The organism is Bradyrhizobium sp. MI1.7 (genome assembly GCF_055811795.1).
In genome coordinates this window covers 59,072-82,838 of sequence record NZ_JBVVPO010000002.1, presented here as the reverse complement: position 1 = coordinate 82,838, position 23,767 = coordinate 59,072, and the positions used below count along the sequence as shown (strand labels likewise).

Genomic DNA, 23,767 nt, shown 5'->3' with positions numbered 1-23,767 from the left:
GAGCGAAGCGCAATCCGGGGTTCTCAGATCGCGGCATGAATCCCGGATTACGCGGAGCTTGTCATCGGGCGGCCGCTTCGCGCCGACCCGTTGACTCCATCCGGGCTACAAGTTTAGAGCATCTCATACCCCAGCCCCGGCCGCAGCGCCTGCATCTTCCGCGCCAGCCGCCCGTGCCCCGTCTCCTCCGACCGCGCCAGCCGGTCAGCGATCGCGACATGGTCCGCATCGCTCTTGTGCTGATTGAGCTTGGCCTGCCCCTCGACGGTGTCGACCACGAGATCGACGACCCGGATCGCAGCCAGCATGCTCTCGCGCTTGCCCGGCTCCATTTGCGCGAGGTCCCAGGGCTGCTTCGGCAACCGCGCCTCGGACACCGCAAGCAGCGCATCGCCATGCCCGCGGTTCTCGTCCAGTTCGCGCAGATGCGCCACGCCCGACAGGTGCACGGCCTCGTAAAGCCAGGTCGAGACATTGTCGCGCGAAGAGTACCAGTCGTTGGAGATGTAGGCGTCGTCGCCGGCAACGATCAGCAGGAAGCGCCGCGTGCCGTCCGCAAGCGCAACGAGCGGATTCTTGGCGGTGAAATGGATCTGCACGACCACCTGCCCGTCGCGCTCGCCCAGCACGAACGGCACGTGCGAGGCCCGCGGACCGTGCTCGTCCGCCGCGACGATCATGCCGAAGCCGCGTTGCCCGGCAAATTCCAGCGCACGCTGCTCCTCGATGCGAAACTGGGGGCGAAGCACATGCATGGCGCGGCGCTCGATGGCTCGAATAGGGAACGGCGAGAGAAGGTTAACCCACGAGCCGGCAAGATCTGAAGAACAATCGGCCCGCAAACGCCGATGTCAGCAATGCCTCAGCGCCGCGCCAGCGTCGCAAGATAGGCGCAGAACATGTCGGCCATGGCATCGGCATAGACTGCGATCTCCGTCTCGCTCCGCGTCACTTCCGAAAAACTCTTGCCGACCTCGCTCAGCGTCGCCGTGATCAGCTCGCCGGCGAGGGTACGCGTCGCATCCGAGGCTTTCGGCAGCGCCTCCCGCATGAACGCGGCGACGATCCCCTCGCCGGCTGCCCGGGCGTCCTGCGCCTCGGGCGCGTCGCGATACAGCGGTGCAGCGTCACTGAGCGCGACGCGGATCGCGGCCTCCTCGCACTCGGAACGAATGAAAGCGTGGACCAGCGCGCGCAGCCGCGCCGGTGGCGGCTTCGCCGCATCCGCGAGGATCCCGCGCAAGAGCTCGCTCGTGCGCCGCCACTCGTCGCTCTGGAGGCGGAACAGGATCGCCGCCTTGTTCGGAAAATATTGGTAGAGCGATCCGACGCTCGCACCGGCCCGCTCCGCCACCCGTGCCGTAGTGAAACGCTGCGCCCCCTCCTTGGCCAGGACCTGAACAGCGGCATCCAGAATGGCGGCCACCAGCCCGCTCGATCGGGCCTGTTGCGGCTGTTTTCGTGAGGAAATTGAACGGCTTCGACGGTCGGCCATGGCGTACTCGGGCAATGCGAATAGGAAATGCGACGAATTAGTCGTATTTCAACCGCTGGGCAAGCGCGCGCTTCCTCGCGAACTCCGGAGACATCAAATGACCACCCCGACCATCACAACGCTTGCGCCGCTGCTGGATCGCCTGTTTGACGAGGCCGAAGCAGCCAGGGGCGCAACGCACGCCGCCGTCGCCGATTTGTCCGACGCAGACCGGGCGCGGATGATGCGGAGCAAGACCGATTACCGCGACCTCTACGGACGCTTGAAGGACGCACCGCTCGCGGTCTCGCGCGAGACGGGTCACCTGCTCTACATGCTGGCGCGCAGTTCGCGCGCCAAGGCGATTGTCGAGTTCGGGACCTCGTTCGGCATCTCGACCCTGCACCTTGCCGCAGGCTTGCGCGACAATGGCGGCGGCCGTCTCATCACCAGCGAGTTCGAGCCGTCCAAGGCGGCACGGGCACGGGACAATCTTTCGGTTGGTGGGCTGATCGATCTCGTCGAAATCCGCGAGGGCGATGCGCTGAAGACGCTCAGCGCCGATCTGCCCGACACGATCGACCTCGTGCTGCTCGACGGCGCCAAGGCGCTCTACCCGGAGATCCTGGATCTGGTCGAAGGCCATCTCAAGCCGGGCGCGATCATCGTCGCCGACAATGCCGACGACAGCCCCGACTATCTCGCGCGCGTACGCAGGCCCGCAAGCGGCTACATGTCCACGCCCTTCGCCGAAGACGTCGAGCTCTCCGTGCGGATCAGCTGACGCCGCATAAAATCGACACTCCGAGCCGTCGTGCGATCTATCGCGCGGCGGCTTCGTCTTTTCGGCGAAACAGCCAAAACTCCGGCAAACCGCTGCCAACAGGCTCCGGCCTGTCGCAGGCTCGTCACTCACACGTGATACCTTCACCCGCCAAAAGCCATGTTCCGCGTGCTAAACATACCTACCGCGCGGTATCTTTCGCGCGCCACATCTGAGCTCGCCATGACCTCCGCCTTCAATGCCTACGCGGCGCTTGCCCTCGCCATCGTCTTCGAGGTGACCGCGTCCGCCTTCCTGCAACAGTCCGCGCAGTTCACGCGGCCATGGCCGACGCTGGCCATGGTGCTGTTCTACGTCGCCTCCTTCTACGCGCTGTCGGTGGCGATCCGGGTCATTCCGTTGAGCATCGCCTATGCGATCTGGGGCGGCGTCGGCATTATTCTGACTGCGACCGTCTCCTTCGTGCTGTTCCGCCAGATGCTGGACGCCGCGGCCTTCGTCGGCATCGGACTGATCGTGTCAGGGGTCGTGGTCATCAACCTGTTCTCGCAGACGACGGCGCATTGATGCCGGCCAGCGCCTACACCCGCGCCAAGCAGCCCGAGCAGGTCCGGCGCGCCCTGCTCGACCATGCCGCGGCGATCGCCATGGATCACGGCGTATCGGGGATCACGGTGCAGGCGGTGGCGGCGGCGGCCGGCGTCACCAAGGGCGGGCTGTTTCATCATTTCGGCAGCAAGCAGGCGCTGATCGAGGGCCTGTTCGCCGATCTCCTCGGCCGCGTCGATGCCGAGATCGACGCCGCTATCGAAACGGACCCGAAGCCGCGCGGCAGCTTTACGCGGGCCTATGTCAATGCGGTCTTCACCGGCAAGGCCTTCGGCTTTGCGACGCCCTGGGCGGCGCTGAGCATGGTCGTCGTCACCGATCCGTCCCTGCGCCGGCTCTGGAACGACTGGATGAAGGCGCGCCTGAAGCGTCACCGTACGACCGACGCGGCGCCCGAACTCCACGTTGTGCGCCTCGCCGCCGACGGCGCCTGGCTGTCCTACATCACGACGGGACAGACGCGCATGGGCGCGGACTTGCGTGCCGTGCACGACCGCCTGATCGCACAGACCTATCGGCGCGGATAACCGGAACGACAGCTATTGGCTCTGCACTGCCTTGGGCGGACGCGGCGCGGATTTGGCCGGCTTTGCACCGGACTTGGCCGCCGCGCGCGGCGGCGGTTCGTCGACGGACACCAGATAGGCGGCGAGCGCCTTGGCGGAGTCGGGGCTGGTTGCGTAATGGTCCTTCAGGAACCAGGCGAGCGTCAGGCTGAAGCGCCCTTTCGCCAATCCCCGCGGGCTGCGATGGCAGGTCGCGCAGCCGTCCGCGAAGAGCTTTGCGGCCGGCTTGCCGGCATCGAGATTTTGCGCGGACGCGACCGTCACCGTCAGCGCCGCGGCTGCGAGAGTCACCATGGGCGCGATCACGTCGCGCCCCGGTCGAAACAGCGAAATCAATGTCGTCCCCTAGAGCGTTTTCGAGCGAAGTGGATTCCGGTTCGCGTAAAGAAAACGCGTCAAAAGAAGAATCGGCCCCGTCGCGCGGTCACGCCGCCGATAGCTGATCGAATTCGGGCGGAGTGTAGGCCTTGCCGTCCGGGTCGGTGATGACGACCTTCCATCCCTCGCTCGCCCATACTTTTGCCTTCGCCACGATGAGCAACCGGCTCTCGCGGGCAAAACTGCACTTCTCATTGTCGCGTTCTGCGACCATTTTATAGGCCAATGCGCATCCCCTTGCGTCGCTCTGCACCCGCTCCCTCGTGGCAGCGGGCTTTGGCGGCAATTCGCCGGGAGCGTGGCAATTTGGTGCCATCGACGGCAGCATTGTGCCCTGGTTCCAACTGAGCGACGGAGATTGATCGTGCGCAGCATCAGAAGTGCGATTCTGCTTGTCGCGGGCTTGCCTGGCGTGGCGCTGCTTGCCACCGCACCTGCGCGGGCGCAGACCTACGATCCGCGCTATCCCGTCTGCATCGAGATCTACACCATCGACGGCAGCAGCATCGATTGCAGCTTCACGTCGATCGCGCAGTGCGCCGCGACTGCTTCCGGGCAGTCCGCCCAGTGCTACGCCAACCCTTATGCCCTGCGGAGCCGGCCACCGGGCCCGGGTCCATCGCCGCCGCGACGGAACCGTTAAGGTATCGCGATCCGCTTAGTGGACGCGAATGATATGGGGACGGCCGAGATCGATCAGCCCTTGCACCGCCGAGAGACGGTCGTCCAACGCTGCGATGGTCAGCAACAGGTTGTTGCGGCGCTCGTCGAGCATGCCCATCTCGGCACCGGTGAGCTTCGTGCTCGTCCGCTCCTTGTGAATCCCGTCGAGGGATTTGCGCAGCCCGGCGATCAGGCTGGACAGTTGTTTGGCCTCCTTGGTCATCGACCGCTTCGCGACATTTTGGCGGCGCGTCTCCGCCTGGCTCTGTCTCATCGTCATCCTCCCGTTGCCCCGCTGCCCCGAGTGGATGCTTACAGCTTTGAGTACACATATTACGATCGATGAAATCTGCCCGCGAAGAACTTTCTTAAATTGGACAAGCCGGGAACCTGACTCGAACCAAACGGAAAGCCCGGCGCGAGGACCGGGCTTTCGTTGGCAACGCCAGGGCTGTTTGAGCGTCAGCTCGCTTGCAGCATGAACGCGTCGAAGTACGCCGCGAGCGCAGAAAAAGCGTCGATCGGAAGAACCTGCGCGACATATTGGTCGGGGCGCACCACGACGATGCAGCCAGCCCTCCGATCGATACCGCGCATGGTGAAAACGTCCTGGCCGCTCTTGAGGTCCGGACAGAACATCTTCTCGTAGTCGATCAAGCCGTGTCGCCCCTTGCGCGGCAGCAGCAGCGCCGGCATCGCCTCCACGGCGAGCGCGCGATGATCCTGCTGGAAGACGGCACGCAGGTCGATCACGCTGTCGATGTCGGCTCCAGCGGGCGTATGGCGACGGACCGGCGATTCACGGGCCTCTGCGAGAAAATCACACAGCGCGCGGATCGCCGATCCCGCGGCGGCGGGATCCTCCGCGGGCGAAAACGCGTAGACGCGGAAGCGGCCATCGGCCTGCGCGGCATGGCCGAGATGCACCGGCTTGGCGTCCGCAAGCCGGATCACCGGCGCGGAATGGAAGCGCGTGCCGATGACGAGGCCTTCGGCAAGATGCTGGTGTGATGTCGCGCCAGTGAGGGGCGACGGCCGGTAATGCGTCGCCGTGCCCGCGGTATAGCGCCCGTGCCTGACGAAATAGTCCTGCGTCCTGGCCGCATCGGCACCACCGGCCTTGGCGGCGGAGGCGAGAATGCCCGCCCATTCGCGGTCGAAATCGATCAGCTCCTTCGCCACCGCCTGGCGCTCGGCCGAATAGGAATGCAAGAGGCCCGGTGCACACTGCCCCCGGAGGACGGCGGCGAGCTTCCAGCCGAGATTGAAAGCGTCCTGCATCGAGACGTTCATGCCCTGCCCCGCCTTCGGGCTGTGGGTATGGCAGGCATCGCCGGCGATGAAGATGCGCGGGAGGCGCGAGGCGATCTCGGCCTCCGGAACGTCGTCGAACTTGTCGGTCAGGCGCTGGCCGATCTCGTAGACCGACCACCAGGCGATCTCCTTCACATCCAACGTGTGCGGCTTCAGGATCCGCCGCGCTTTCGCGATCACGTCATCGGCGGTGATGTTTCGATTGGCGACGCGCTCGCCGACATCGAGCTTTGCGAGCTCGACATAGAGGCGGACCATGTAGCCGCCTTCGCGCGGAATGATCAGCAGGCTGCCGTCCTTCGCCGACTGGATCAGGGCCTTGAAGCGGATGTCGGGAAAATCGGTCACCGCCAGCACGTCCATCACGCCCCAGGCGTGGTTGGCGGAATCGCCATGCAGTTCGCGGCCGATCGATTTGCGCACCGTGCTGCGCGCGCCGTCGCAGCCGACGACGTAGCGCGCCCTGATCGTCTCCACCTTCCCCTCATTGCCGGCATCGCCTCGCTCGAGCCGCACCGTCACGGCATGGTCGGCGGGACCTGCCGCCGGATCGACCTCGAGGTCGAGCAGGCGCCGGTTGTAATAGGGCTCGAGCTTGGCCGGCGAATTGCGCATGACATCGAGAAAGCCGTCATGGATGCGCGCCTGGTTGAGGATGACATGCGGGAATTCAGACAGCCCGTCCTCGACATCCTGCACACGCCCGCTGCGGACGATCGTCTCGGGCTTCCGTTCGTCCGGCTTCCAGAACGTGGTCTCGTTAACCCAATAGGCTTCCTTCAGCACGCGCGCGCTAAACCCATAGGCGTGGAACATCTCCATGGTGCGGCAGGCGATGCCGTCGGCCTGCCCGACCAGCAAACGGCCCGGCTTCTGCTCGACAATGCAGGTCTTGATGTCGCCGAACTGCGCAAGCTGGGCCGCGAGCGTCAGGCCCGCAGGGCCGCAGCCGACGATGAGGACATCGACCTCTTCAGGCACGACCCCGGCTGCGCCCGAAGCCAGAATGCGTTCGGCGGGATCGGCGATTTCAGGATCGCCCGGCTGAAATCCATTGAGATGGAATTGCATGAGCACCTCTCCCGTCAACGTCTTCTTCGATATTGCTCAGTATGCTGACTATCAGTATACTTGTCAACGATCCGCGCCTTCCCTGCCGCAACGGAGAATTCGGTGAAAGACAACAACGACATGCCCGGGCATCTGGCGCGCCGGTTCCAGCAGATCGCGGTGGCGGTGTTTCTGGCCGAGGTTGGGGAAGCCGGTTTCGACCTGACGCCGGTGCAATACGCGGCACTTGCGACCATCAAGGGCAATCCGGGGCTCGACCAGGTGACGCTGGCAGGATTGATCGCCTACGACCGCACCACCATCACCGGCGTCATCGACCGCCTCGTCCAGAAAGGCCTTGCCGAGCGCCGCGCCTCCAGCCGCGACCGCCGCGCCCGCGAGCTTGAGATCACCGACGAGGGCCGACGCACGCTGCGCAAGATCACGCCGGCCGTGGAGTCCGCCCAGCGCGTCATGCTGCGCGGCCTCAGCGCGAAGGAAGGTGAAGAGCTAATGCGGCTGCTGCGCAAGGCCATTGCCGCCGGCAACGAGCTCAGCCGCGCCCCGCTGCGCGAGCTGGAGGCATGAACCCCGTATTTCTATCCGTAATTGTCGCAGTGCCGCGAAACCAGGAACTAACCTTCGGCTGCTACGGTCGGCAATATTCGGCGTTTAACGCGCGATTTACTTTGCCGCCCGGGAGTTTCGGATGTTCAGGTTCCTCATTGCGGCGACGGCCATCGCGCTCTCGGCCGGTCCTGCGCTTGCCAACGGCCATGGCGGCGGCGACCCTGCTCCGCCGAAGCCCGAGGCCACGACCGCACCGGCGAAGGTGGTCCTGACCAAGCAGGGTCCCACGCTCGTCGACCTCAAGGGCATGACGCTCTACACTTACGAGCGCGACACCACCGGCAAGACGTCGAACTGCAACGGCAAGTGCACCGAGAGCTGGGTACCGTTATCCGCTACGGTCGACGCCAAGCCCATCGGCGACTTCACCGTGATCAGTCGCAACGACGGAAGCAAGATGTGGGCGTACCGCTATCGTCCGCTCTACACCTCGCCGGCCGACAAGGCGCCAGGCGACGCCAACGGCAATGCCACGACGTTGCAATGGCGCGTCGCCCGGCCTGAGAACTAGGTCTCAACCCTGCCCACGACGAAAGTCTCGTGAGCAGTGGAATGACCGATCGCACTGCGCCTACCCGCGCCAGCTAGACCCCGCGTCGACCCGTGCATTCTGCCCGGGCGGCAACACCACCACCGTGGCATTCAGCTTCACCCGGTCGAACAGATCGATCACGTCCTCGTTGCGCATCCGAATGCAGCCGGACGAGATCGCCTGCCCGATATATTCCGGCTGGTTGGTGCCGTGGATACGGTAGAGCGTGTCCTTGTTGCCGAGGTAGAGATAGATGCCCCGCGCGCCCAGCGGATTGGCGGGGCCACCGGCGACGCGCGCCGGATACGGTCCTAGCCGCGCCTGGATCTCCGCTGTCGGAACCCAGTCGGGCCATTCCGCCAGACGGCCAACGCGCGCGACGCCGGAGAAGGCCATGGCTTCCTCGCCGACCGCGACGCCGTAGCGGATCGCCTTGCCTTCGGGCAGCACGAAATAGAGGTAGCGCGCATCGGTATCGACCAGGATCGTGCCCGGCTGCTCCTTGCGCGGGTAGTCGACGATATGACGGAGATATTGCTCAGGCACGTTCGCCTGCGCGTAGGGCGTGTGCGCAAGCAACTGCCGGTCGCGCGGCGTCATGCTCGCATCCGTCGATGGAGAAAGCGTCGTCTGCATGCAGCCGGCGAGCGGAAGCATGGCCATGACGAACAATACGATTAGAGATTTTGGCACCACCGGCCCCCCGATAGCGGATAGCAGCGCCCCCAGCCCCACTAGATGCTGCCCAAATCGTGCTGAAAAAAAGGCAGTGTGGAACACGTGCGCGTGTTCCACCGGCCTGGTTCCATCACCACAAACGGCGGAGAAGCGTCGCACAGTCTCCATCCCCTCGCCTTGCTTTGGTCAAACCCGGCTGGACTCGTGGGTCATCGTGCTGACTCATCGGATTTGGGATGGGTTCACCTCGACAGATCGGCTCGCGCCAATGCGGACGCCCATACATTAAACACTCGGACTTCAAAGGAGCTGCGATGCTCGCGACGCTGAACTCTAGGCAAATCGTCGATGAGATCGTGAAGGACACGGTCAAGGACAACGATCCGCACGACGCCGTTGAGATTTCACCCGACATGGTGCTGGCTTCGCGCCCCATCGGTGGTGCGCCCGCGTTGGCGCCTGAGATCGCAACCCGTCCAGAGCCGAAAATAGATCCGAAGTTCGCGCCGGAGCGCACCATTAATCCGGAGCCGAAATTCAGTCCCGTCTTGGAGCCGCAGACGGCAGCGCCCTCGGTCGACACCGCCGTGCGCGTCGCCGCCAGCGATGGTCGCCGGCAGAAGCGATCCTCCGCCGGCAAATGGCTGCGCGGCGCGTTCGTCATGATCTTGTTTGCGGGCGGAAGCGCGGCCGCCACTGTCGCCTGGGAGAAACATGGCGACACGGCCAGGCAGATCCTCGCCGAATGGACACCTGCATTGACTGCGTTGACTTCGCTGTTGCCTTCGACATCGCAAACGGCGGCACCGGTGACCGCCGCGCCGGTCACCGCTGCGCAGGCCGCGCCGCCCGCGGAGCCAGTCGCAACGGATCAAGCGGCGGATCAAGCTGCTCAACCCGCGACGCCGCCTCCGGTTCAGGTTGCAGCAGCCGCACCTGTCGCAACACAGCCCGATCCCGCGCAGTCGGTCCAATCGATGACGCGCGATCTCGCAGCGATGGCGCAGCAGATCGAAGCGCTCAAGGCCAACATCGCCGAGCTGAAGGCCGGGCAGGAGCAGATGGCGCGCGAGATGGCGAAACCGCCCGCGCCAAAGCCGGTGGCTGAGGCCAAGCCGGTCGATCCGCGCGCGCGTGTGTCCACGCTCCCGCCGAGATCTCCGGCGGCTCCGGTTCGCAAACCGAAGCCGGTCGTGTCGCAAACCTACATGCCGGCCTATTCGCCCGCGCCGCTTGCACCTCCGCCGCCTTCGCAGGCTGCCGCGGCGGCGTCGACGGCAGCACCGGTCGCCACGACGCAAGCCGTTGCCGATGACGACGGACCTGTCGTGCGTCCGCCGATGCCGGTGCGTTAAACCAGTCGCGAGCGCGGCGTCGCTTTCGCGACGTCGTCCAAGCTGTCCGAGTCGATGCGACGCGTTGAGTCCGGGCAATTACGGAGACCGATATTTCGATCGTCTTCCGTCAAGAGAAAAGGCCGTCGGGATTTATGCCGCCGGCCTTCTCTTGCAGCTGCCGGTTCCCGGAGCCCGGTTCTGCTGCAATTCCATGCCTTATGATCACGTCGACATATTTAATAAAATCTTAACGCACCCGAATGCTGCACATGATTTCTGCGCCATAAGCACAGAGATTGCGCGCCCCGTTCATTCGAAAATATCGACTCAGTGGTATCATCCGAGATGTGTTGAGACTTCCACTGAAGCTCACGTCGTCACACCGGGGAAATCGAATGCCCTACTATTCCTTCGATCTCGTGGTTGGTGAAGAGTTCAAGAACCAGGGTGGAATCATCCTCGAAGACATCGAGGTCGCTTCCGATCGCGCCGTTCAATTGGCTACCGAGCTGTCGCAGGTGAAGCCGGAGCTGCAACGGAAGGGTTGCGCGGTGCGCGTCACCGATCGCGATCACAACGAGGTCTATCGCACGCCGCTCGATCCCGTGCCGGCCTGGCGACGCTAGGCCACGGCGTTTCGAGCGATTTGGAAACCGCTTCGCGTAGAAGTGCGTCGAACTGTGACTCAAAAGCATCCTTCCGAGTCATCGGAACGGGGCCTTAGTCGTCCAGCTCCGGCGGCTCGAACCAGTTCGTCAGCGACAATCCGCCGTCGACGACGAAGGCTGCGCCGGTGACGTAACCCGAGAGCTTGTTCGACAGCACCGCAAGCGCCATCGGCGCGAGGTCCTTGGCCTCGCCGAGACGCCCGAGCGGAATGTGCTTCGCCAGCGAGGCATCGGCAACGAACCCGCCCGCCGCGATCGCGCCGGGCACCAGCGCGTTGACGCGGATGTCGTGACGCCCGAGCGTCTTCGCGAGCTCCTTCACCAGCATTGCCATCCCCGCCTTCGCCGTCGAATAATGCGGCAGGTTGCGCGGCGTGCCCGCGTGCAGCGAGGTGAGAAACAGGAACGAGCCGGGCCGTTTCGCCGCGATCAGCCGTTTTGCCAGCCCGCGCGCCAGATGGAATCCTGCATCGAGATTGACGGCATGCATCTCGTGCCAGGTCTTGCGGTCGACCGCGAGCGCATGATCGGCCTCCCGCCGCGGCGGCGTTGCGCTGTGCACGAAATGCGTCACCCCACCGAGCGCCTCTGCGGCGGCCAGCAGGGCATCGCAAGCGTCTGACCTGGCGAGATCGCCGACCCACGGCACCGCCAGTTCAGGCCTGCCGCTCGCGCTGATCGCCGCATTCACCCGTTCCAGGCTCATATCGGCGAACACGGTCCGAACGCCCTCGCCGACCAGCGCCTGCGCAATCGCGCGGCCGATGCCGTTGCCTGCGCCGGTGACGAGCGCCGTGTCGCGTGCGGGGTCGAACGGCGTGCTCAACAGGCTCATGTCGCTCTCCGTGGCCAGGACGGGGTGACGATAGCGCACCGCACCGGGGAGCGACAAATACGTCCCGGCACCATTGCGGAGTGGCTTGCCGGACGCTAGCCTCCCAAAAAAACGGAGGAGATACCAAGGATGCGCACCGGTTTCCTGATCGCAGGTCTGTTACTGCTCGCCGCGCCGGCCCAAGCGGCGGACCGTGCACGCTCGACCTATGTGACGATGGTCTTGCAGGCCTTCGCCGCCAAGGTGGAATGTCCGAACACCGATCTCGTCTATCAGGACCTCGTGCAGAAGGCGCAGCAGATGCAGCTGCCGGACGGCACCACCGAGAAGGTGCGCAAGGCGATCGCCTGGATGCACACCGGCGGCAAGATGGGCGAGAAGCAGGACGATGATTTGATGGCCGAGGTCGCGGTCGCGACGCAGGCGACCGACATGGACCAGCGCCGCCTCGGCATGCCCGGCTGGTGCGAGGCCCAGAAGACCAACCTCGCCGGCCTGATCCGCAGCAAGGGCGGCTAGGCGCTCTCTCGCGGCGTTAAGCACGCCGTGGCGGAACCGTCGCGGCGGCCAACTATCGTCATAATCCTCGACACCATGCGGCCTCTTCGAATTCGAACAGGAGAGCCCACATGCGGAGTATCCATTTTGTTTTCGCCGGCGCATTTGCGGCCGCCGCTGTGCTGACCGCGCCCGCCCTGGCGAAGAACTCCGATGCCCAGAAAGGCGAGGAAAAATCCACCTCGTCATCCTGCAGTGCTTACCAGCAAGCACCCGACGGCTCGTGGGAACCGCTGCCCTGCAAAGAGACAGGCGAGCGTCCCCAGCCGCAGACACAAAATCGCACTACGCAGCCGGGCGCCGACCGCGGGGAGCGCTGAGCGCGCTGGCCGCGGATCAGCTCTGGTGCGGGCCGCGGATGATCTTCATGGCGTCCTCGATGTGACGCCACTCCTTGGCCTCATCGGCCTCGCCGCGGCCCTCACAGGCCTGCGCCTGCTCGGCGGCCTTCGCAATCGCAGCGAAACCATGTTTTTCCAGCATCTGGCGCGCGATGGTGTGGACCTGGATCTCGGATATCATGGGCGCTCTCCTGTTCAGGAAACCGCAGCGCCTGGCTTGGCGCTCCGCGGCCTCCGACAACGATTTCGCCGCAGGTCCCGTTCCGCCCACGACCGATCACATCGGCAGGCCTGGAATTTGACGTGACGAGCAAGTAAGACAAAGGCGGTCCGCTATGCCCAGCGGACCGCCTTCTCACCCACCCCAAATTTGCAGTGTACCGGCCGGATCCCCTACCCGACCGCCGCGCGCTTGCGCTCCAAATCGTTCGGCACCTCGATATCGACCTCCAGGGTCGATACCTCGTCGCCGCGCTCAAGCCGGACGATGACCTTGGTCGGGTCCAGCGTGACGTGCCTGGACACGACAGCAAGAATTTCCTCGCGCAGCACGCCGAGCAGATCGGGCTGGCCGCGCAATCCGCGTTCATGGGCAAGCAGGATCTGCAATCGCTCGCGAGCGACCGGGGCAGAGGCCTTCTTGCCGCGGAGAAGCCGAAGCAGACCCATGCTCATGCAGCCCTCCGTCGCAGCAGACGATCCATGAAGCGCCTGCGCTCGGCCGGAACCTGCATCGCCACGGTGTCGCCGCACAGCCGCCGCGCCGCATCGATATAGGCCCGTGCGGGTGCGCCGTCCACGTTCGACAGCGTCACCGGCGTGCCGACATTGGAGGCCTTCAACACGTCCTGGCTCTCGGGGATGATGCCGAGCAAGGGCGTTGCGAGGATTTCGAGGATGTCGTCGATGGTCAGCATCTCGCCGCGCGCGGCGCGCGAGGCATCGTAGCGGGTGATGAGAATGTGCTTCTGGACGTGCTCGCCCTTCTCGGCCCGCACCGTCTTGGAATCGAGCATGCCGATGATGCGGTCGGAATCGCGCACCGAGGAGACTTCCGGATTGGTGACGATCACGGCCTCGTCCGCAAAGCGCATCGCCATGGAGGCGCCGCGCTCGATGCCGGCCGGGCTGTCGCAGATCACCCAGTCGAAGCGGTCGCGCAAATCGTCGATGACCTTGCCGACGCCCTCTTCCGTCAACGCGTCCTTGTCGCGGGTTTGCGAGGCCGGCAGCAGCCAGAGATTCTCCAGCCGCTTGTCGCGGATCAGCGCCTGCGGCAGCTTTGCGACACCCTGCACCACGTTGATGAGATCGAACACGACGCGGCGTTCGGCGCCCATGACGAGGTCGAGGTTGCGCAGGCCGACGTCGAAATCGACGACGACGACCTTGTCGCCGCGCTGCGCCAGCGCAGCCCCCAACGCGGCGGTCGTCGTGGTCTTGCCGACCCCGCCCTTGCCTGATGTCACGACCAGTACCTTACTCATCTGAAATGTCTCCTTTGCTGGTCAGTTCAGTGCTGTAATTCGCATGGTATTCCCCTGCAGCCAGGCCTGCGCCGGCTTGCCGCGCAAAGCGGCGTCGATGTCGTCCGCAGTCTGGTAAAATCCATCAATTGCAAGCAGTTCAGCCTCGATCTTCTGACAATAGATGCGGGCGCTCGTGTGCCCATTGACCCCCGCCATGGCACGGCCGCGGAGCGCGCCGTAGATGTGGATGGAACCGCCGGCGACGACTTCGGCGCCGGAGCCGACCGAGCCCAGAATGGTGACGTCGCCCTCCGGGAAGATCACGGTCTGGCCCGAGCGCACCGGGCTATCGAGCAGGAGCGAGGTCGGCTTGGTTACGGCCTTCGCCTCGGCCTTCTTCGGCGCGCTCGGCTCGACCACGCAGCTGCGCCCTCCCGAGAGCAGCGGCGGCATCGTCGGCGTCAGCCGGCCCTCCTCCACCCCCTCGATCCCGAGCACCCGGATGTTGCGATCCTGGAGGCTCGTGAGCAGATGGGCGATGCCGGACTGGCTGAGATCGACCGAGGACAGATCGATCACCACGGGCCGGCCGGCGAAGAAACCCGGCGAGCGCGCAATCGTGGCGTCGATCTCCTGCAGCCAGTCCTGGATCGGAACCGTCGGCACGAACACGAAGGCCACGTAGGAGCGCCCGCGCAGGCGAACCATTTGGCGTTGGACTTTTGCTGCAGCCTCCATAGCGGCCGACTCGATCCCTGTTATTGAATGGTTAACGATGCGGCGGATTTGGTTAACGACGGGTTAATTTCTCCAGGGGTTACGTGGGTAGGTGATGGATTGGCGCTGGCTCTCGCCACATCGTCATTGCGAGCGCAGCGAAGCAATCCAGACTGCCGATGCGGAAAGACTCTGGATTGCTTCGTCGCTGCGCTCCTCGCAATGACGGCGCCCCTGCCCCTCCTTCTTCACCTCTGCTCGCGTCGATTTTGATCGCAGCCCCAATCATCCCGCATTGACATGCCCTTGGCATCTGGCTTCGATCCGCGTCCCCCGGATATGGAGCCCGATCATGTCAATTCAGTCTTCCATCAGGCGCAAGACCGCGCCGGACATCCGTGCACGCAAGCGGGGCGAGCCGATCGTGATGCTGACGTCCTATCACGCGCATACGGCCGCGCTGGTGGATCGGCATTGCGATGTCATCCTGGTCGGCGATTCCCTTGGCAACGTCATGCACGGCTTCGAGACGACGGTGCCTGTTACGCTCGACATGATGATCCTCCAGGGCGCCGCGGTGATGCGGGGCTCGAAGCAGGCGCTGGTCGTGGTCGACATGCCGTTCGGCTCGTATGAAGCTTCCAGGGAGCAGGCGTTCAACTCCGCGGTGCGGATCATGAAGGAGACGCAATGCGGCGCAGTGAAGCTCGAAGGCGGCGTTCGCATGGCGGAGACGATTGCATTCCTGTGCGGGCGCGGCATCCCGGTGATGGGCCACATTGGTCTGACACCGCAATCCATCAACACGCTCGGTTCGTTTCGTGCCCAGGGGCGCAACGAGGTGGACTGGGGCCCGATCGAGGACGACGCGAAGGCCGTCGCCGATGCCGGTGCATTCTCGGTCGTCGTCGAAGCCGTGGCCGAACCGTTGGCGCGCAGGATTACGGAGACGATTGCGATCCCCACCATAGGCATCGGTGCGAGCGCTGCCTGCGACGGTCAGGTGCTCGTGCTCGAGGACATGCTCGGGCTGTCGCCGCGAACCCCGAAATTCGTCCGGCGGTACGGCAATCTTGGTCCGGCCATCGAAGCGGCGATCCAAGGATATGCCACCGACGTGCGCTCACGCGCCTTTCCCGGGCCCGAACACGTCTACGAGATGAAGAAAAGCTGACGATACGCAGCAAGCGGTCAGGGACCGCTCACGGCTCCCCCTACTTCTTCACCTTGCTCGCATCCATCTTGACGGCGGGATCCAGCATCTTCGTCGTGAACGCCGTCGTCACGTCGAACGGCTTCTCCATGCCGAGATAGGTCTGGACCAGCTCATAGTCCTTCTTCATCCGCTCGCCGTCGATCCAGCCGAGACCCTTGGTGGTCGTGAACTCGTCGGTCATCAAATACTTGATGCGCTCCCACTGGCGTTCCTGGTTCTCCTTGTCGAGACCGGAGACCTGGTCGAGCAGCGCCTTCAGGCACGGCGTGACGTCGGCGACGCAGGCCGCAAAGGCCTTCTGCGAGACGCGCACGAACTCCTCGACCAGCTTGGGGTTCTTCTGGAGATAAGCGCCGTTGACGATCAGCGAATTGCCGTAGGGGTTGAGCCCGATGTCCTTCCAGTTGACGAAGCCGAGATCGCTTCCGAACTCTGTCACCTTCAGATCGTGCTCGTTGTAGAAGTCGCTGATGATGTCGACGGTGTGGCTCTTCAGCGCCGCGATTTTCGCGGTCGGCCCGATATTGACGAAGCTGACGGCATCAGGCGCGATGCCTGCGGCCTTGGCAAAGGCCGGCCACATCACGCGCGAGGCGTCGCCGGGCGGGTTGCCGATCTTGTGGCTCGGAAACTCCTTCACGCCATTCACGCCGTAGCTCTTCAGCCAATAAAACGTCTGGCCGGTGTTGGCGTAGATGCTCATCAGCGCGACGTCGTCGGCGCCCTTGCTCTTGGCGACCAGCATGGTGGCGAGATCGGCGATGCCGAAGGCTGAGCCGCCCGAGCCGACCTTGGCGGCGGAGACGCCGGAGCCCTTGCCGACCTCGATGGTGAGGTCGATGCCGGCCTTCTCGAACCAGCCCTGCGCCTTGGCGTAATAGAACGGCGAATGGTCGGCCGTCGGCGTCCAGTTCAGGATCAGATTGACCGCCTCGCCCGCGCTCGCCGGCACCGCCGGCACACCGAGCATCAGGGCCAAAGCCAAAGCCGAGCCCGCAGCCTGCAAACGCTTCATCGCATCCCTCCTCATTGCCGCGACCCGGCTTGTCGCTCTCCCCATGTGAGGATACCAATGCAACAAGCCCGCCCTCGACTTGTCAACTGTCTGGTTGGAAATGCCCGCAAAACGTTCAGGCGACACCGTGCCGCAGCGGCGCGATCCCGTCGCCACCCGAAAGAAGCTGCTCACCGCGGCGCGCCTGGAGTTCGCCCGGCACGGCTTTGCCGGCGCCCGCGTCGACGAGATCGCCGAGCGCGCGGGGGTCAACAAGCAGCTCGTCTACCACTACTTCGGCGACAAGGACGCGCTCTATCTCGCCGTGCTCGAATGGGTCTACGCCGATATCCGCGAGCAGGAGCGCCAGCTCAACCTCGAAGGCCTGCCGCCGGAAAAGGCGATCCGGAAGCTGATCGAGGCCTCGTTCGATTACCTCGCAACAAACCCCGATTTCATCGTGCTCCTGAACGACGAGAACCGCGGCGGCGCCCGCCACGTCCGCGGCTCGACGCGGCTGGAGGCGATGCATTCGCCGCTGGTGAAGAGCGTCTCCCACATCCTCCACGAGGGCGTCCGCACCGGCGTGTTCCGCAAGGGGATCGATCCGATCCAGCTCTATATCTCCATCGCGGGCCTCAGCTATTTCTATCTCTCCAACACGCCGACGCTGTCGGCGATCTTCGGCAAGGACCTCTCGAGCCGGGCGGCAAGGCGCGCCCGCCGCAGGCATGTCGTCGACCTCTTGCTGCATTCGCTCCGGCCCTAATCAACCAACTGGTTGAAACTTTCCGAAAGGCCGGCTAGGCTTAACTTCCAGCGGCATCGTCGCCGCAGTGACAGGGAGCAACCGGTGGCGGGAGACGGGGCAAGCACCTCGCGCAGCTTTGCGATCATCCTGATCGTGCATCTCGCCGTGCTCGTGCTCTGGCAGGTCGCGGTCGATGCCTTCCACGTGCCGAAATTCATCCTGCCCTCCCCGCTCGCGACGGTGCAGACGCTGGGCACCGCGAGCTATGCCTGGGGCGCCAACACGCTGGTCACGGCGATCGAGATCCTCGGCGGCTTCGCGCTCGGCGCGTTCGTCGGCGTCGCGCTAGCGGTGATTTTCAGCTGGGCACCGCTGCTGAGCCTCGTGCTGCTGCCGCTGTTCGTGACGATGAACATGATCCCGAAGGTCGCGCTCGGCCCGCTCTTCATCGTCTGGTTCTCCTACGGCATCGTGCCGAACATTTTGATCGCCTTCAGCATCTGCTTCTTCCCGATCCTGCTGACCACCGCGCGCGGCCTGCGCGAGGTCGAGCCGGACCTGCTCGACCTCGTCAAATCGCTGCGCGGTTCGCGCTGGACGCTGTTCCGCAAGATCCAGTTGCCGGGATCGCTGCCTTACGTGTTCTCCGGCATGAAGGTCGGCGCGATCCTCGCGGTGGCGGGCGCCATCGTCGGCGAGTTCATCGCCTCGGAGCGCGGGCTCGGCTATCTCATGATCCAGGTGCAGTCGTCGCTCGACACGCCCGCGATGGTGATGGCCGTCGTGCTGCTGACCCTGCTCGGCGTCGCTCTCTACGGCCTGGTCCTCGCGCTCGAACGCATGTTCGTGGTCGGCGATGCCAGGCAGAACTAACGACAAGGACCGATCCATGCTGCTCACCCGCCAGACGCTGCCGAAGACGATCCCGGATATCGCAGCCCTCGACGATCTTCTGTGCCGGCCGACCCAGGCGCTGATCGACGACCTCAAGAAGGTCGAGGGCGACATCATGATCCTCGGCGTCGCCGGCAAGATGGGACCGACGCTGGCGGGGCTCGCGAAAGCCGCCGCACCCGATCGCCGCGTCATCGGCGTCGCGCGATTCAGTGACCCCAGCGTCAAGGACTGGCTGCAGGCGCGCGGCGTCGAGACGATCAATTGCGACCTGATGGACGAGACGGCGATTCAAGCGCTGCCTAAGGCGCCCAACATCGTCTTCATGGCCGGCCGCAAGTTCGGCGCCGAGGGCGACCTGTCGCTGACCTGGGCGATGAACGCGCATGTGCCGGCCCTCGTCGCACAGGCCTTCCCGACGTCGCGCATCGTGGCGTTCTCGACCGGCTGCATCTATCCCTTCGTCCCCGTCGACGGCAAAGGCGCGACCGAGGACATGGCGCCGAATCCGCCCGGCGAATACGCCCAGTCCTGCGTCGGCCGCGAGCGCATGTTCGAGTATTTTTCGCGCAAGTTTTCGACGCCGGGCCGGCTGTTCCGGCTCAATTACGCGATCGACATGCGCTATGGCGTGCTGCACGATATCGCGACAAAGGTCCTCACGGGAACGCCGATCGATGTCAGTCTCGGCCACGTCAATTTCATCTGGCAGGGCGATGCTTCCTCGCAGGCGCTGCGCTGCCTTGCGCATTGCACGGCGCCGACCTCGCCGATCAACGTCAGCGGCCACGAGATTTTGGCGGTACGAGATCTCGCCGCAAAATTCGGCGCGCGCTTCGGCCGCGCGCCGGTGCTGACAGGCAAGGAAGAGCCGACGGCCTGGCTCACCGACACGTCGAAAGCTGTCGAGCTGTTCGGCCTGCCGGTCGTGGACACCGAACAGTTGATCGCCTGGACCGCGGACTGGGTGTCCCGCGCCATGCCAAGCCTCGGCAAGCCCACCAAATACGAGGTGCGCGATGGACGCTACTGACGGTCCGCCCATCCTCAAGCTCGCCGTCGACGACGCGATCGCCGGGCTGGTGCTGTCGACGGAAGCGCACTGGAACCAGACCGAGGAGGACTGGCGAATCTTCCTGCACGAGGGCGTGGTGTTCGGTATTCGCGACGGCCTACGGCTGGTCGCGACCGCGGCGCTGCTGCCCTATTCCGGCAACAACGCCTGGATCAGCATGGTGCTGGTATCGGGCACGCATCGCCGCCGCGGCCTCGCCACCCGTCTCGTCGATGCCTGCCTGGAAACCGCGCGCAAGAACGGGCTGACGAGCTGGCTCGACGCGACGCCCGACGGCGCCGCCGTCTACGGCCCGCTCGGCTTCACGCCGACGCTGCAATTGCGCCGGCTGAAGCTGGTGAAATCCGGGCGAGCCGAAGCCCCACCGCCTTCATCGGCGACCATCGATGCGCTGCGAGCGCGGGACCGGCGCGCCACCGGTTTCGACCGCACCGCGCTCCTCGCCGCCATCGCCCTGCGCTCCGGCTCGCGCATCGTCGCCGCACATGGCGCCATCGCGCTGGTTCGCGACGGCCGAACCGCGCGCCATATCGGACCGTTGCTTGCCAACAATGCCGCGCCAGCGCTGGCCCTGGTTCATGCGATCGTGCGCTCCGAGACCGGCCCGATTCTGATCGATGCCGTTGCGTCGCAAGCCGCATTCCTGGACGGATTGACCGCCTCGGGCTGGACCATCGAGCGGCCGTTCCAGCGCATGCGGTTCGGCCCCGCCACCACCGCTGCCAAGGATACGCCATTCGCCGTCGCCGGCCCTGAATTCGGATAGGACATCATGCACCACAGCCAGATCAACAGCGACGTCCGCAAGCTGATCGCCGACGGCACCGTGCTGCCGGCGCACCCCCTCGCGCTCACGGCGGAGCGCCAGCTCGACAAGAAGCATCAACGCGCGCTGACGCGCTACTACATCGACGCCGGCTCGGGCGGCCTTGCGGTCGGCGTCCACACCACGCAATTTGCGATCCGGGACGTCGGCCTCTACCGTCCCGTGCTCGAGCTCGCCGCCGAGACCGCTGCGAACTGGACCAAGCGTCCGCTGGCGATGGTCGCGGGCCTCGCCGGCCCGACCCGGCAGGCAGCGGCTGAGGCCCGCACCGCGCGCGATATCGGCTATCACGCGGGGCTCCTCAGCCTCGCCGCGATGAAGAGCGCCTCCGAGGATGAGATCATTGCGCATTGCACGGCGGTCGCCGCCGAGATCCCGCTGGTCGGTTTCTATCTCCAGCCGGCCGTCGGCGGCGTCATCCTGTCGAGCCGGTTCTGGCAGCGCTTCGCCGCGATCGACAATGTGATCGCGATCAAGATCGCGCCGTTCAACCGCTATCGCACGCTCGACGTGCTGCGCGGCGTCGCGGCGGCCGGTGCGCTCGACCGCGTCGCGCTCTACACCGGCAATGACGACCACATCCTGCTCGACCTGATGCTGCCGTTCGACCTGCGCGACAACGGCATCACCACGCGCACCTATTTTAGAGGCGGCCTGCTCGGCCATTGGTCGGTGTGGACCGCGAGCGCCATCAAACAGTTCGAGCGCTGCAAGGCGGCGCGGCACAAGGAGGCCGTGCCGGCCGATCTGCTCGCCCTCGATGCCCGCGTCACCGACTGCAACAGCGCCTTCTTCGACGTCGCCAATAATTTTCACGGCTGCATCGCCGGTTGCCACGAGGTGCTGCGGCGTCAGGGCCTGATGCAGGGCCTGTGGTGCCTCGACCCGAACGAGGGCCTCAGCCCCGGCCAGAAGGAGGAGATCGACCGCGTCTATCGCGAGCACGCCGACCTCGGCGACGATGCGTTCGTCGCCCCCAATCTGAATAAATGGCTGGCATGAGCGCCGAGCCCTTCATCAGCCTGAGCGGCGTCCGAAAGGTTTATCGCAGCGGCGGCGCCGAGTTCTTGGCGGTGTCCGACGTCACGATGGACGTGCAGGAAGGTGAGCTCGTCTCGCTGGTCGGCCCCTCCGGCTGCGGCAAGACCACGGTGATGAAGATTTTGGCCGGCCTGCACAGCTCCGACGGCGGCACCATCAGAATTGGCAATGCCAAAAGCCCGTTCGATCCGACCCGCGACATCGGCATGGTGTTCCAGCAAGCGCTGCTGCTGAAGTGGCGCACCATCCTGGACAACGTGCTGTTGCCGGCCGAGATCGTTGGCCTGCCGATCAAGGCCGCGCGCGAGCGGGCGCGCGATCTGCTCAACCTGGTCGGGCTTGCCGGCTACGAGCAGAAATATCCGCGAGAGCTCTCGGGCGGCATGCAGCAGCGCACCGCAATCGCGCGGGCCTTCATTCACGATCCAAAGCTGATCCTGATGGACGAGCCGTTCGGGGCGCTGGACGCCCTGACGCGCGAGCAGATGAATCTGGAAATGCTGCGGATCTGGCGCGAGAGCGGCAAGACCATCATCTTCGTCACGCACTCGATCCAGGAAGCCGTGTTCCTGTCCTCGCATTGCGCCGTGCTGACGGCGGGGCCTGCGAAGATGGCCGACTACTTCCCGATCGACCTGCCCTTCCCGCGCGACCTGCCGCTCAAGACGACCGACGCGTTCGGCGCCTATGCAAGGCGGATCTACGCGAAGCTGGGGCTGGGTGCGGCGTAAGGCGCCACACGACAGGTGCCGTAGGGTGGGCAAAGCGACTTGTCCGCCGTAGCTCGAAGAGCGAAGGCGGAAGCGTGCCCACCATTGCACGTGACGCAAAGAACGTGGGCACGGCGCAAGTGCGCCTTTGCCCACCCTACGAGAGCGGGGCGCGGCGTAGTCATCGCGCCCCGCTCGTCATCAAGTCTTATTCCGCATCTTGCTGAGCAGATAGTTGTCGTAGAAGTTTTCCGCGATCTGCGTGTAGAACAGCAGCTCCTTCATATAGGCGTCGTGGCTTTCCTTGGTGCGCTTGAACAAATCGCTCTTGGCGGCGAGCTCGTTCAGATGCTCCTGGGTCGCGTTGTAGCAGGCTTCCAGCACCGGCTGCGGGAACGCCTTCAGCTCCGCGCCGTTGGCGATCAGCCGCTTCAGCGCTGCCGGATTCACGCTGTCGTATTTCTCCAGCATCCAGGCACCGGCCGCCGAGGCAGCCTGATTGACGATCGCCTGGTACTGCTTCGGCAAGCTCGCCCACTTCTCGTCATTGACGATCATGTGCAGCATCGCGCCGCCTTCCCACCAGCCGGGGAAGTAATAGTACTTGGCGACCTTCTGGAAACCGAGCTTCTCGTCGTCATAGGGACCGACGAATTCAGCGGCGTCGATCGAGCCCTTCTCCAGCGCCGCATAGACGTCGCCGCCGGCGAGTTGCTGCGGCACGATGCCGAGTCTGGCCAGCACGTGGCCGCCCATGCCGGCGATGCGGAATTTGAGGCCCTTGAGATCGTCGACGGTCTTGATCTCCTTGCGGAACCAGCCGCCCATCTGGGTGCCGGAATTGCCGCAGAGGATGGCGTGCGTCTTGAACGGCTTCAGCGCCTCGTTGGTGAGTTCGGCGCCGCCGCCGAAATACCACCAGGATTCCTGGTGGCGATGGTTCATGCCGAACGGCGCGCCGGTGGCGTAGGCCAGCGCCGGCTCCTTGCCGATGTAGAAATACAGCGGCGTCTGCGCCATCTCGACGGACGCGACGCTGACGGCATCGAGCGCCTGGAGGCCGGGGACGAGCTCGCCGGCCGCAAAGGTCTGGATCTGGAATTTGTTGTCGGTGGCTTCCGCGACGTATTTCGCAAAGGTCTGCGCCGTGCCGTAGATGGTGTCGAGCGACTTGGGGAAGCTCGAGGTCAGGCGCCATTTGATCTCGGGCGCGCCTTGCGCAATCGCAGGTGCAGCAACCAGCGTCGTCGCGCCGGCGACCGCGCCGCCCTTGAGGAATGTACGGCGTTTCATGTTGGGGTCTCTCCCTGCAGGTAAGTTTCAAACATATCGGGGTCTGGCCACGGTCTTCGCGGACCGTTTGCCCGTTCCTATAGCGGAGTTCAAGCTGAGAGCGGAAGGCCTGCCGGCGTCCATAGCCCGGATGGAGCGCAGCGCAATCCGGGCGACGAGAGCGCGTTGAAAGGCCGCTCAGAGCAGCTTCGCGCTCACGAACAGCGCGCGCACGGCGTTGGTCGCCTGCACCGCGAGCATGGCGTTGTCGGGGGGGGCCCCCCGCGCCCCCCCCCCCCCCGCGAGGGGGGCGCGGGGATGACAACCAACCGACACGGTGGTTTTTGTGGGGGATTTTTTTTGCGTGGCGCCGGGCGCGCACGCC

Annotated in this window: 31 protein-coding genes and 1 pseudogene; 17 read left to right on the top strand and 15 right to left on the bottom strand. The window is 64.9% G+C overall.

The window, feature by feature from the left end; translation table 11 throughout:
• Positions 1-113: 113 nt before the first annotated feature.
• Positions 114-755: an FMN-binding negative transcriptional regulator gene (locus AC0L3X_RS03145; RefSeq protein ID WP_063983581.1), complete on the bottom strand. Its 642-nt coding sequence runs from the start codon at positions 753-755 to the stop codon at positions 114-116.
• 107 nt (positions 756-862) lie between these two features.
• Positions 863-1,495 (bottom strand): TetR/AcrR family transcriptional regulator, encoded by a 633-nt coding sequence (locus AC0L3X_RS03140; protein WP_354131241.1) that lies wholly within the window; start codon positions 1,493-1,495, stop codon positions 863-865.
• Between the two features lie 97 nt (positions 1,496-1,592).
• Here AC0L3X_RS03140 and AC0L3X_RS03135 point away from each other — a divergent pair, with 97 nt between their 5' ends.
• The 3 genes from AC0L3X_RS03135 to AC0L3X_RS03125 all read left to right on the top strand — a co-directional run bounded on the left by AC0L3X_RS03135 (position 1,593) and on the right by AC0L3X_RS03125 (position 3,394).
• Positions 1,593-2,258, top strand: a complete 666-nt coding sequence (locus AC0L3X_RS03135; protein WP_063983583.1) for an O-methyltransferase — start codon at positions 1,593-1,595, stop codon at positions 2,256-2,258.
• Positions 2,259-2,480: 222 nt separating this feature from the next.
• Positions 2,481-2,825, top strand: a complete 345-nt coding sequence (locus tag AC0L3X_RS03130) for a DMT family transporter (RefSeq protein WP_014495640.1) — start codon at positions 2,481-2,483, stop codon at positions 2,823-2,825.
• Positions 2,825-3,394: a TetR/AcrR family transcriptional regulator gene (locus AC0L3X_RS03125; RefSeq protein WP_063983584.1), complete on the top strand. Its 570-nt coding sequence runs from the start codon at positions 2,825-2,827 to the stop codon at positions 3,392-3,394. Before AC0L3X_RS03130 ends, AC0L3X_RS03125 begins: the two co-directional genes overlap by 1 nt.
• Positions 3,395-3,406: 12 nt before the next feature.
• Here AC0L3X_RS03125 and AC0L3X_RS03120 read toward each other — a convergent pair whose 3' ends face one another.
• Together AC0L3X_RS03120 and AC0L3X_RS03115 are read right to left on the bottom strand one after the other, a co-directional pair.
• On the bottom strand, positions 3,407-3,727 hold the full coding sequence (locus AC0L3X_RS03120) for a hypothetical protein (protein ID WP_231144935.1): 321 nt from the start codon (positions 3,725-3,727) through the stop codon (positions 3,407-3,409).
• 130 nt (positions 3,728-3,857) lie between these two features.
• Positions 3,858-4,064 (bottom strand): hypothetical protein, encoded by a 207-nt coding sequence (locus AC0L3X_RS03115; RefSeq protein WP_063983585.1) that lies wholly within the window; start codon positions 4,062-4,064, stop codon positions 3,858-3,860.
• Positions 4,065-4,175: 111 nt separating this feature from the next.
• Here AC0L3X_RS03115 and AC0L3X_RS03110 point away from each other — a divergent pair, with 111 nt between their 5' ends.
• On the top strand, positions 4,176-4,454 hold the full coding sequence (locus AC0L3X_RS03110; protein WP_187387720.1) for a DUF3551 domain-containing protein: 279 nt from the start codon (positions 4,176-4,178) through the stop codon (positions 4,452-4,454).
• A 15-nt stretch (positions 4,455-4,469) separates the two neighbouring features.
• Here AC0L3X_RS03110 and AC0L3X_RS03105 read toward each other — a convergent pair whose 3' ends face one another.
• Entirely contained in the window at positions 4,470-4,697 is a 228-nt protein-coding gene (locus AC0L3X_RS03105; protein ID WP_224580733.1) for a hypothetical protein, read from the bottom strand.
• 239 nt (positions 4,698-4,936) lie between these two features.
• On the bottom strand, positions 4,937-6,859 hold the full coding sequence (locus tag AC0L3X_RS03100) for an FAD-binding monooxygenase (RefSeq protein ID WP_063983586.1): 1,923 nt from the start codon (positions 6,857-6,859) through the stop codon (positions 4,937-4,939).
• 102 nt (positions 6,860-6,961) lie between these two features.
• Between AC0L3X_RS03100 and AC0L3X_RS03095 the strand changes: the two genes are divergently transcribed.
• Positions 6,962-7,426: a MarR family winged helix-turn-helix transcriptional regulator gene (locus tag AC0L3X_RS03095; RefSeq protein WP_063986404.1), complete on the top strand. Its 465-nt coding sequence runs from the start codon at positions 6,962-6,964 to the stop codon at positions 7,424-7,426.
• A gap of 121 nt (positions 7,427-7,547) precedes the next feature.
• Entirely contained in the window at positions 7,548-7,979 is a 432-nt protein-coding gene (locus AC0L3X_RS03090) for a COG4315 family predicted lipoprotein (protein WP_063983587.1), read from the top strand.
• Positions 7,980-8,039: 60 nt separating this feature from the next.
• On the opposite strand, the gene AC0L3X_RS03085 is transcribed toward AC0L3X_RS03090, so the two are convergent.
• Complete coding sequence (locus AC0L3X_RS03085) at positions 8,040-8,657, bottom strand: L,D-transpeptidase (protein WP_166105773.1); 618 nt, start codon at positions 8,655-8,657, stop codon at positions 8,040-8,042.
• Positions 8,658-8,992: 335 nt separating this feature from the next.
• On the opposite strand from AC0L3X_RS03085, the gene AC0L3X_RS03080 reads away from it, so the two are divergent.
• The gene (locus tag AC0L3X_RS03080; protein ID WP_354102581.1) at positions 8,993-10,033 is read left to right on the top strand and encodes a hypothetical protein; all 1,041 of its coding nucleotides are present in this window, start codon (positions 8,993-8,995) and stop codon (positions 10,031-10,033) included.
• Between the two features lie 377 nt (positions 10,034-10,410).
• Positions 10,411-10,641, top strand: a complete 231-nt coding sequence (locus AC0L3X_RS03075; RefSeq protein ID WP_027530842.1) for a DUF6894 family protein — start codon at positions 10,411-10,413, stop codon at positions 10,639-10,641.
• Between the two features lie 94 nt (positions 10,642-10,735).
• Here AC0L3X_RS03075 and AC0L3X_RS03070 read toward each other — a convergent pair whose 3' ends face one another.
• Positions 10,736-11,518, bottom strand: coding sequence for an SDR family NAD(P)-dependent oxidoreductase (locus AC0L3X_RS03070; protein ID WP_473316248.1), 783 nt, complete (start codon positions 11,516-11,518; stop codon positions 10,736-10,738).
• Positions 11,519-11,647: 129 nt separating this feature from the next.
• Between AC0L3X_RS03070 and AC0L3X_RS03065 the strand changes: the two genes are divergently transcribed.
• Both AC0L3X_RS03065 and AC0L3X_RS03060 read left to right on the top strand, forming a co-directional pair.
• Positions 11,648-12,037 carry a hypothetical protein gene (locus tag AC0L3X_RS03065; RefSeq protein ID WP_063983589.1) on the top strand — a complete coding sequence of 130 codons (390 nt, stop codon included), beginning with the start codon at positions 11,648-11,650 and terminating at the stop codon, positions 12,035-12,037.
• 110 nt (positions 12,038-12,147) lie between these two features.
• Positions 12,148-12,396, top strand: a complete 249-nt coding sequence (locus AC0L3X_RS03060; RefSeq protein ID WP_231144930.1) for a hypothetical protein — start codon at positions 12,148-12,150, stop codon at positions 12,394-12,396.
• Between the two features lie 16 nt (positions 12,397-12,412).
• On the opposite strand, the gene AC0L3X_RS03055 is transcribed toward AC0L3X_RS03060, so the two are convergent.
• From AC0L3X_RS03055 to minC, 4 genes are all read right to left on the bottom strand, one after another.
• On the bottom strand, positions 12,413-12,598 hold the full coding sequence (locus AC0L3X_RS03055) for a hypothetical protein (RefSeq protein WP_028161169.1): 186 nt from the start codon (positions 12,596-12,598) through the stop codon (positions 12,413-12,415).
• Positions 12,599-12,810: 212 nt separating this feature from the next.
• Entirely contained in the window at positions 12,811-13,092 is a 282-nt protein-coding gene (gene minE, locus AC0L3X_RS03050) for a cell division topological specificity factor MinE (RefSeq protein ID WP_063983590.1), read from the bottom strand.
• Entirely contained in the window at positions 13,089-13,904 is an 816-nt protein-coding gene (gene minD / locus AC0L3X_RS03045) for a septum site-determining protein MinD (RefSeq protein ID WP_063983591.1), read from the bottom strand. The genes minE and minD overlap by 4 nt, the downstream gene beginning before the upstream one ends.
• Positions 13,905-13,925: 21 nt before the next feature.
• Positions 13,926-14,624, bottom strand: coding sequence for a septum site-determining protein MinC (gene minC / locus AC0L3X_RS03040; RefSeq protein WP_063983592.1), 699 nt, complete (start codon positions 14,622-14,624; stop codon positions 13,926-13,928).
• A 331-nt stretch (positions 14,625-14,955) separates the two neighbouring features.
• On the opposite strand from minC, the gene panB reads away from it, so the two are divergent.
• Positions 14,956-15,777 carry a 3-methyl-2-oxobutanoate hydroxymethyltransferase gene (gene panB / locus AC0L3X_RS03035; RefSeq protein ID WP_063983593.1) on the top strand — a complete coding sequence of 274 codons (822 nt, stop codon included), beginning with the start codon at positions 14,956-14,958 and terminating at the stop codon, positions 15,775-15,777.
• 40 nt (positions 15,778-15,817) lie between these two features.
• Here the strand turns inward: panB and AC0L3X_RS03030 are convergent, their stop codons facing one another.
• Entirely contained in the window at positions 15,818-16,834 is a 1,017-nt protein-coding gene (locus AC0L3X_RS03030) for an ABC transporter substrate-binding protein (protein WP_063983594.1), read from the bottom strand.
• 100 nt (positions 16,835-16,934) lie between these two features.
• Between AC0L3X_RS03030 and AC0L3X_RS03025 the strand changes: the two genes are divergently transcribed.
• The 6 genes from AC0L3X_RS03025 (at position 16,935) to AC0L3X_RS03000 (ending at position 22,131) form a co-directional block, all read left to right on the top strand.
• Positions 16,935-17,582 carry a TetR/AcrR family transcriptional regulator gene (locus AC0L3X_RS03025; protein WP_063983595.1) on the top strand — a complete coding sequence of 216 codons (648 nt, stop codon included), beginning with the start codon at positions 16,935-16,937 and terminating at the stop codon, positions 17,580-17,582.
• Between the two features lie 84 nt (positions 17,583-17,666).
• On the top strand, positions 17,667-18,437 hold the full coding sequence (locus AC0L3X_RS03020) for an ABC transporter permease (RefSeq protein WP_063983596.1): 771 nt from the start codon (positions 17,667-17,669) through the stop codon (positions 18,435-18,437).
• Positions 18,438-18,453: 16 nt separating this feature from the next.
• Positions 18,454-19,491 (top strand): NAD-dependent epimerase/dehydratase family protein, encoded by a 1,038-nt coding sequence (locus AC0L3X_RS03015; RefSeq protein ID WP_063983597.1) that lies wholly within the window; start codon positions 18,454-18,456, stop codon positions 19,489-19,491.
• Positions 19,478-20,299, top strand: coding sequence for a GNAT family N-acetyltransferase (locus AC0L3X_RS03010; protein ID WP_063983598.1), 822 nt, complete (start codon positions 19,478-19,480; stop codon positions 20,297-20,299). Before AC0L3X_RS03015 ends, AC0L3X_RS03010 begins: the two co-directional genes overlap by 14 nt.
• A gap of 6 nt (positions 20,300-20,305) precedes the next feature.
• On the top strand, positions 20,306-21,361 hold the full coding sequence (locus AC0L3X_RS03005) for a dihydrodipicolinate synthase family protein (RefSeq protein WP_063983599.1): 1,056 nt from the start codon (positions 20,306-20,308) through the stop codon (positions 21,359-21,361).
• Positions 21,349-22,131, top strand: a complete 783-nt coding sequence (locus tag AC0L3X_RS03000) for an ABC transporter ATP-binding protein (protein WP_063983600.1) — start codon at positions 21,349-21,351, stop codon at positions 22,129-22,131. Before AC0L3X_RS03005 ends, AC0L3X_RS03000 begins: the two co-directional genes overlap by 13 nt.
• A 180-nt stretch (positions 22,132-22,311) precedes the next feature.
• On the opposite strand, the gene AC0L3X_RS02995 is transcribed toward AC0L3X_RS03000, so the two are convergent.
• Together AC0L3X_RS02995 and AC0L3X_RS02990 are read right to left on the bottom strand one after the other, a co-directional pair.
• Positions 22,312-23,403, bottom strand: coding sequence for a TRAP transporter substrate-binding protein (locus AC0L3X_RS02995; RefSeq protein WP_063983601.1), 1,092 nt, complete (start codon positions 23,401-23,403; stop codon positions 22,312-22,314).
• Between the two features lie 177 nt (positions 23,404-23,580).
• Positions 23,581-23,767, bottom strand: a pseudogene (locus AC0L3X_RS02990) (hypothetical protein); the annotation flags it as partial.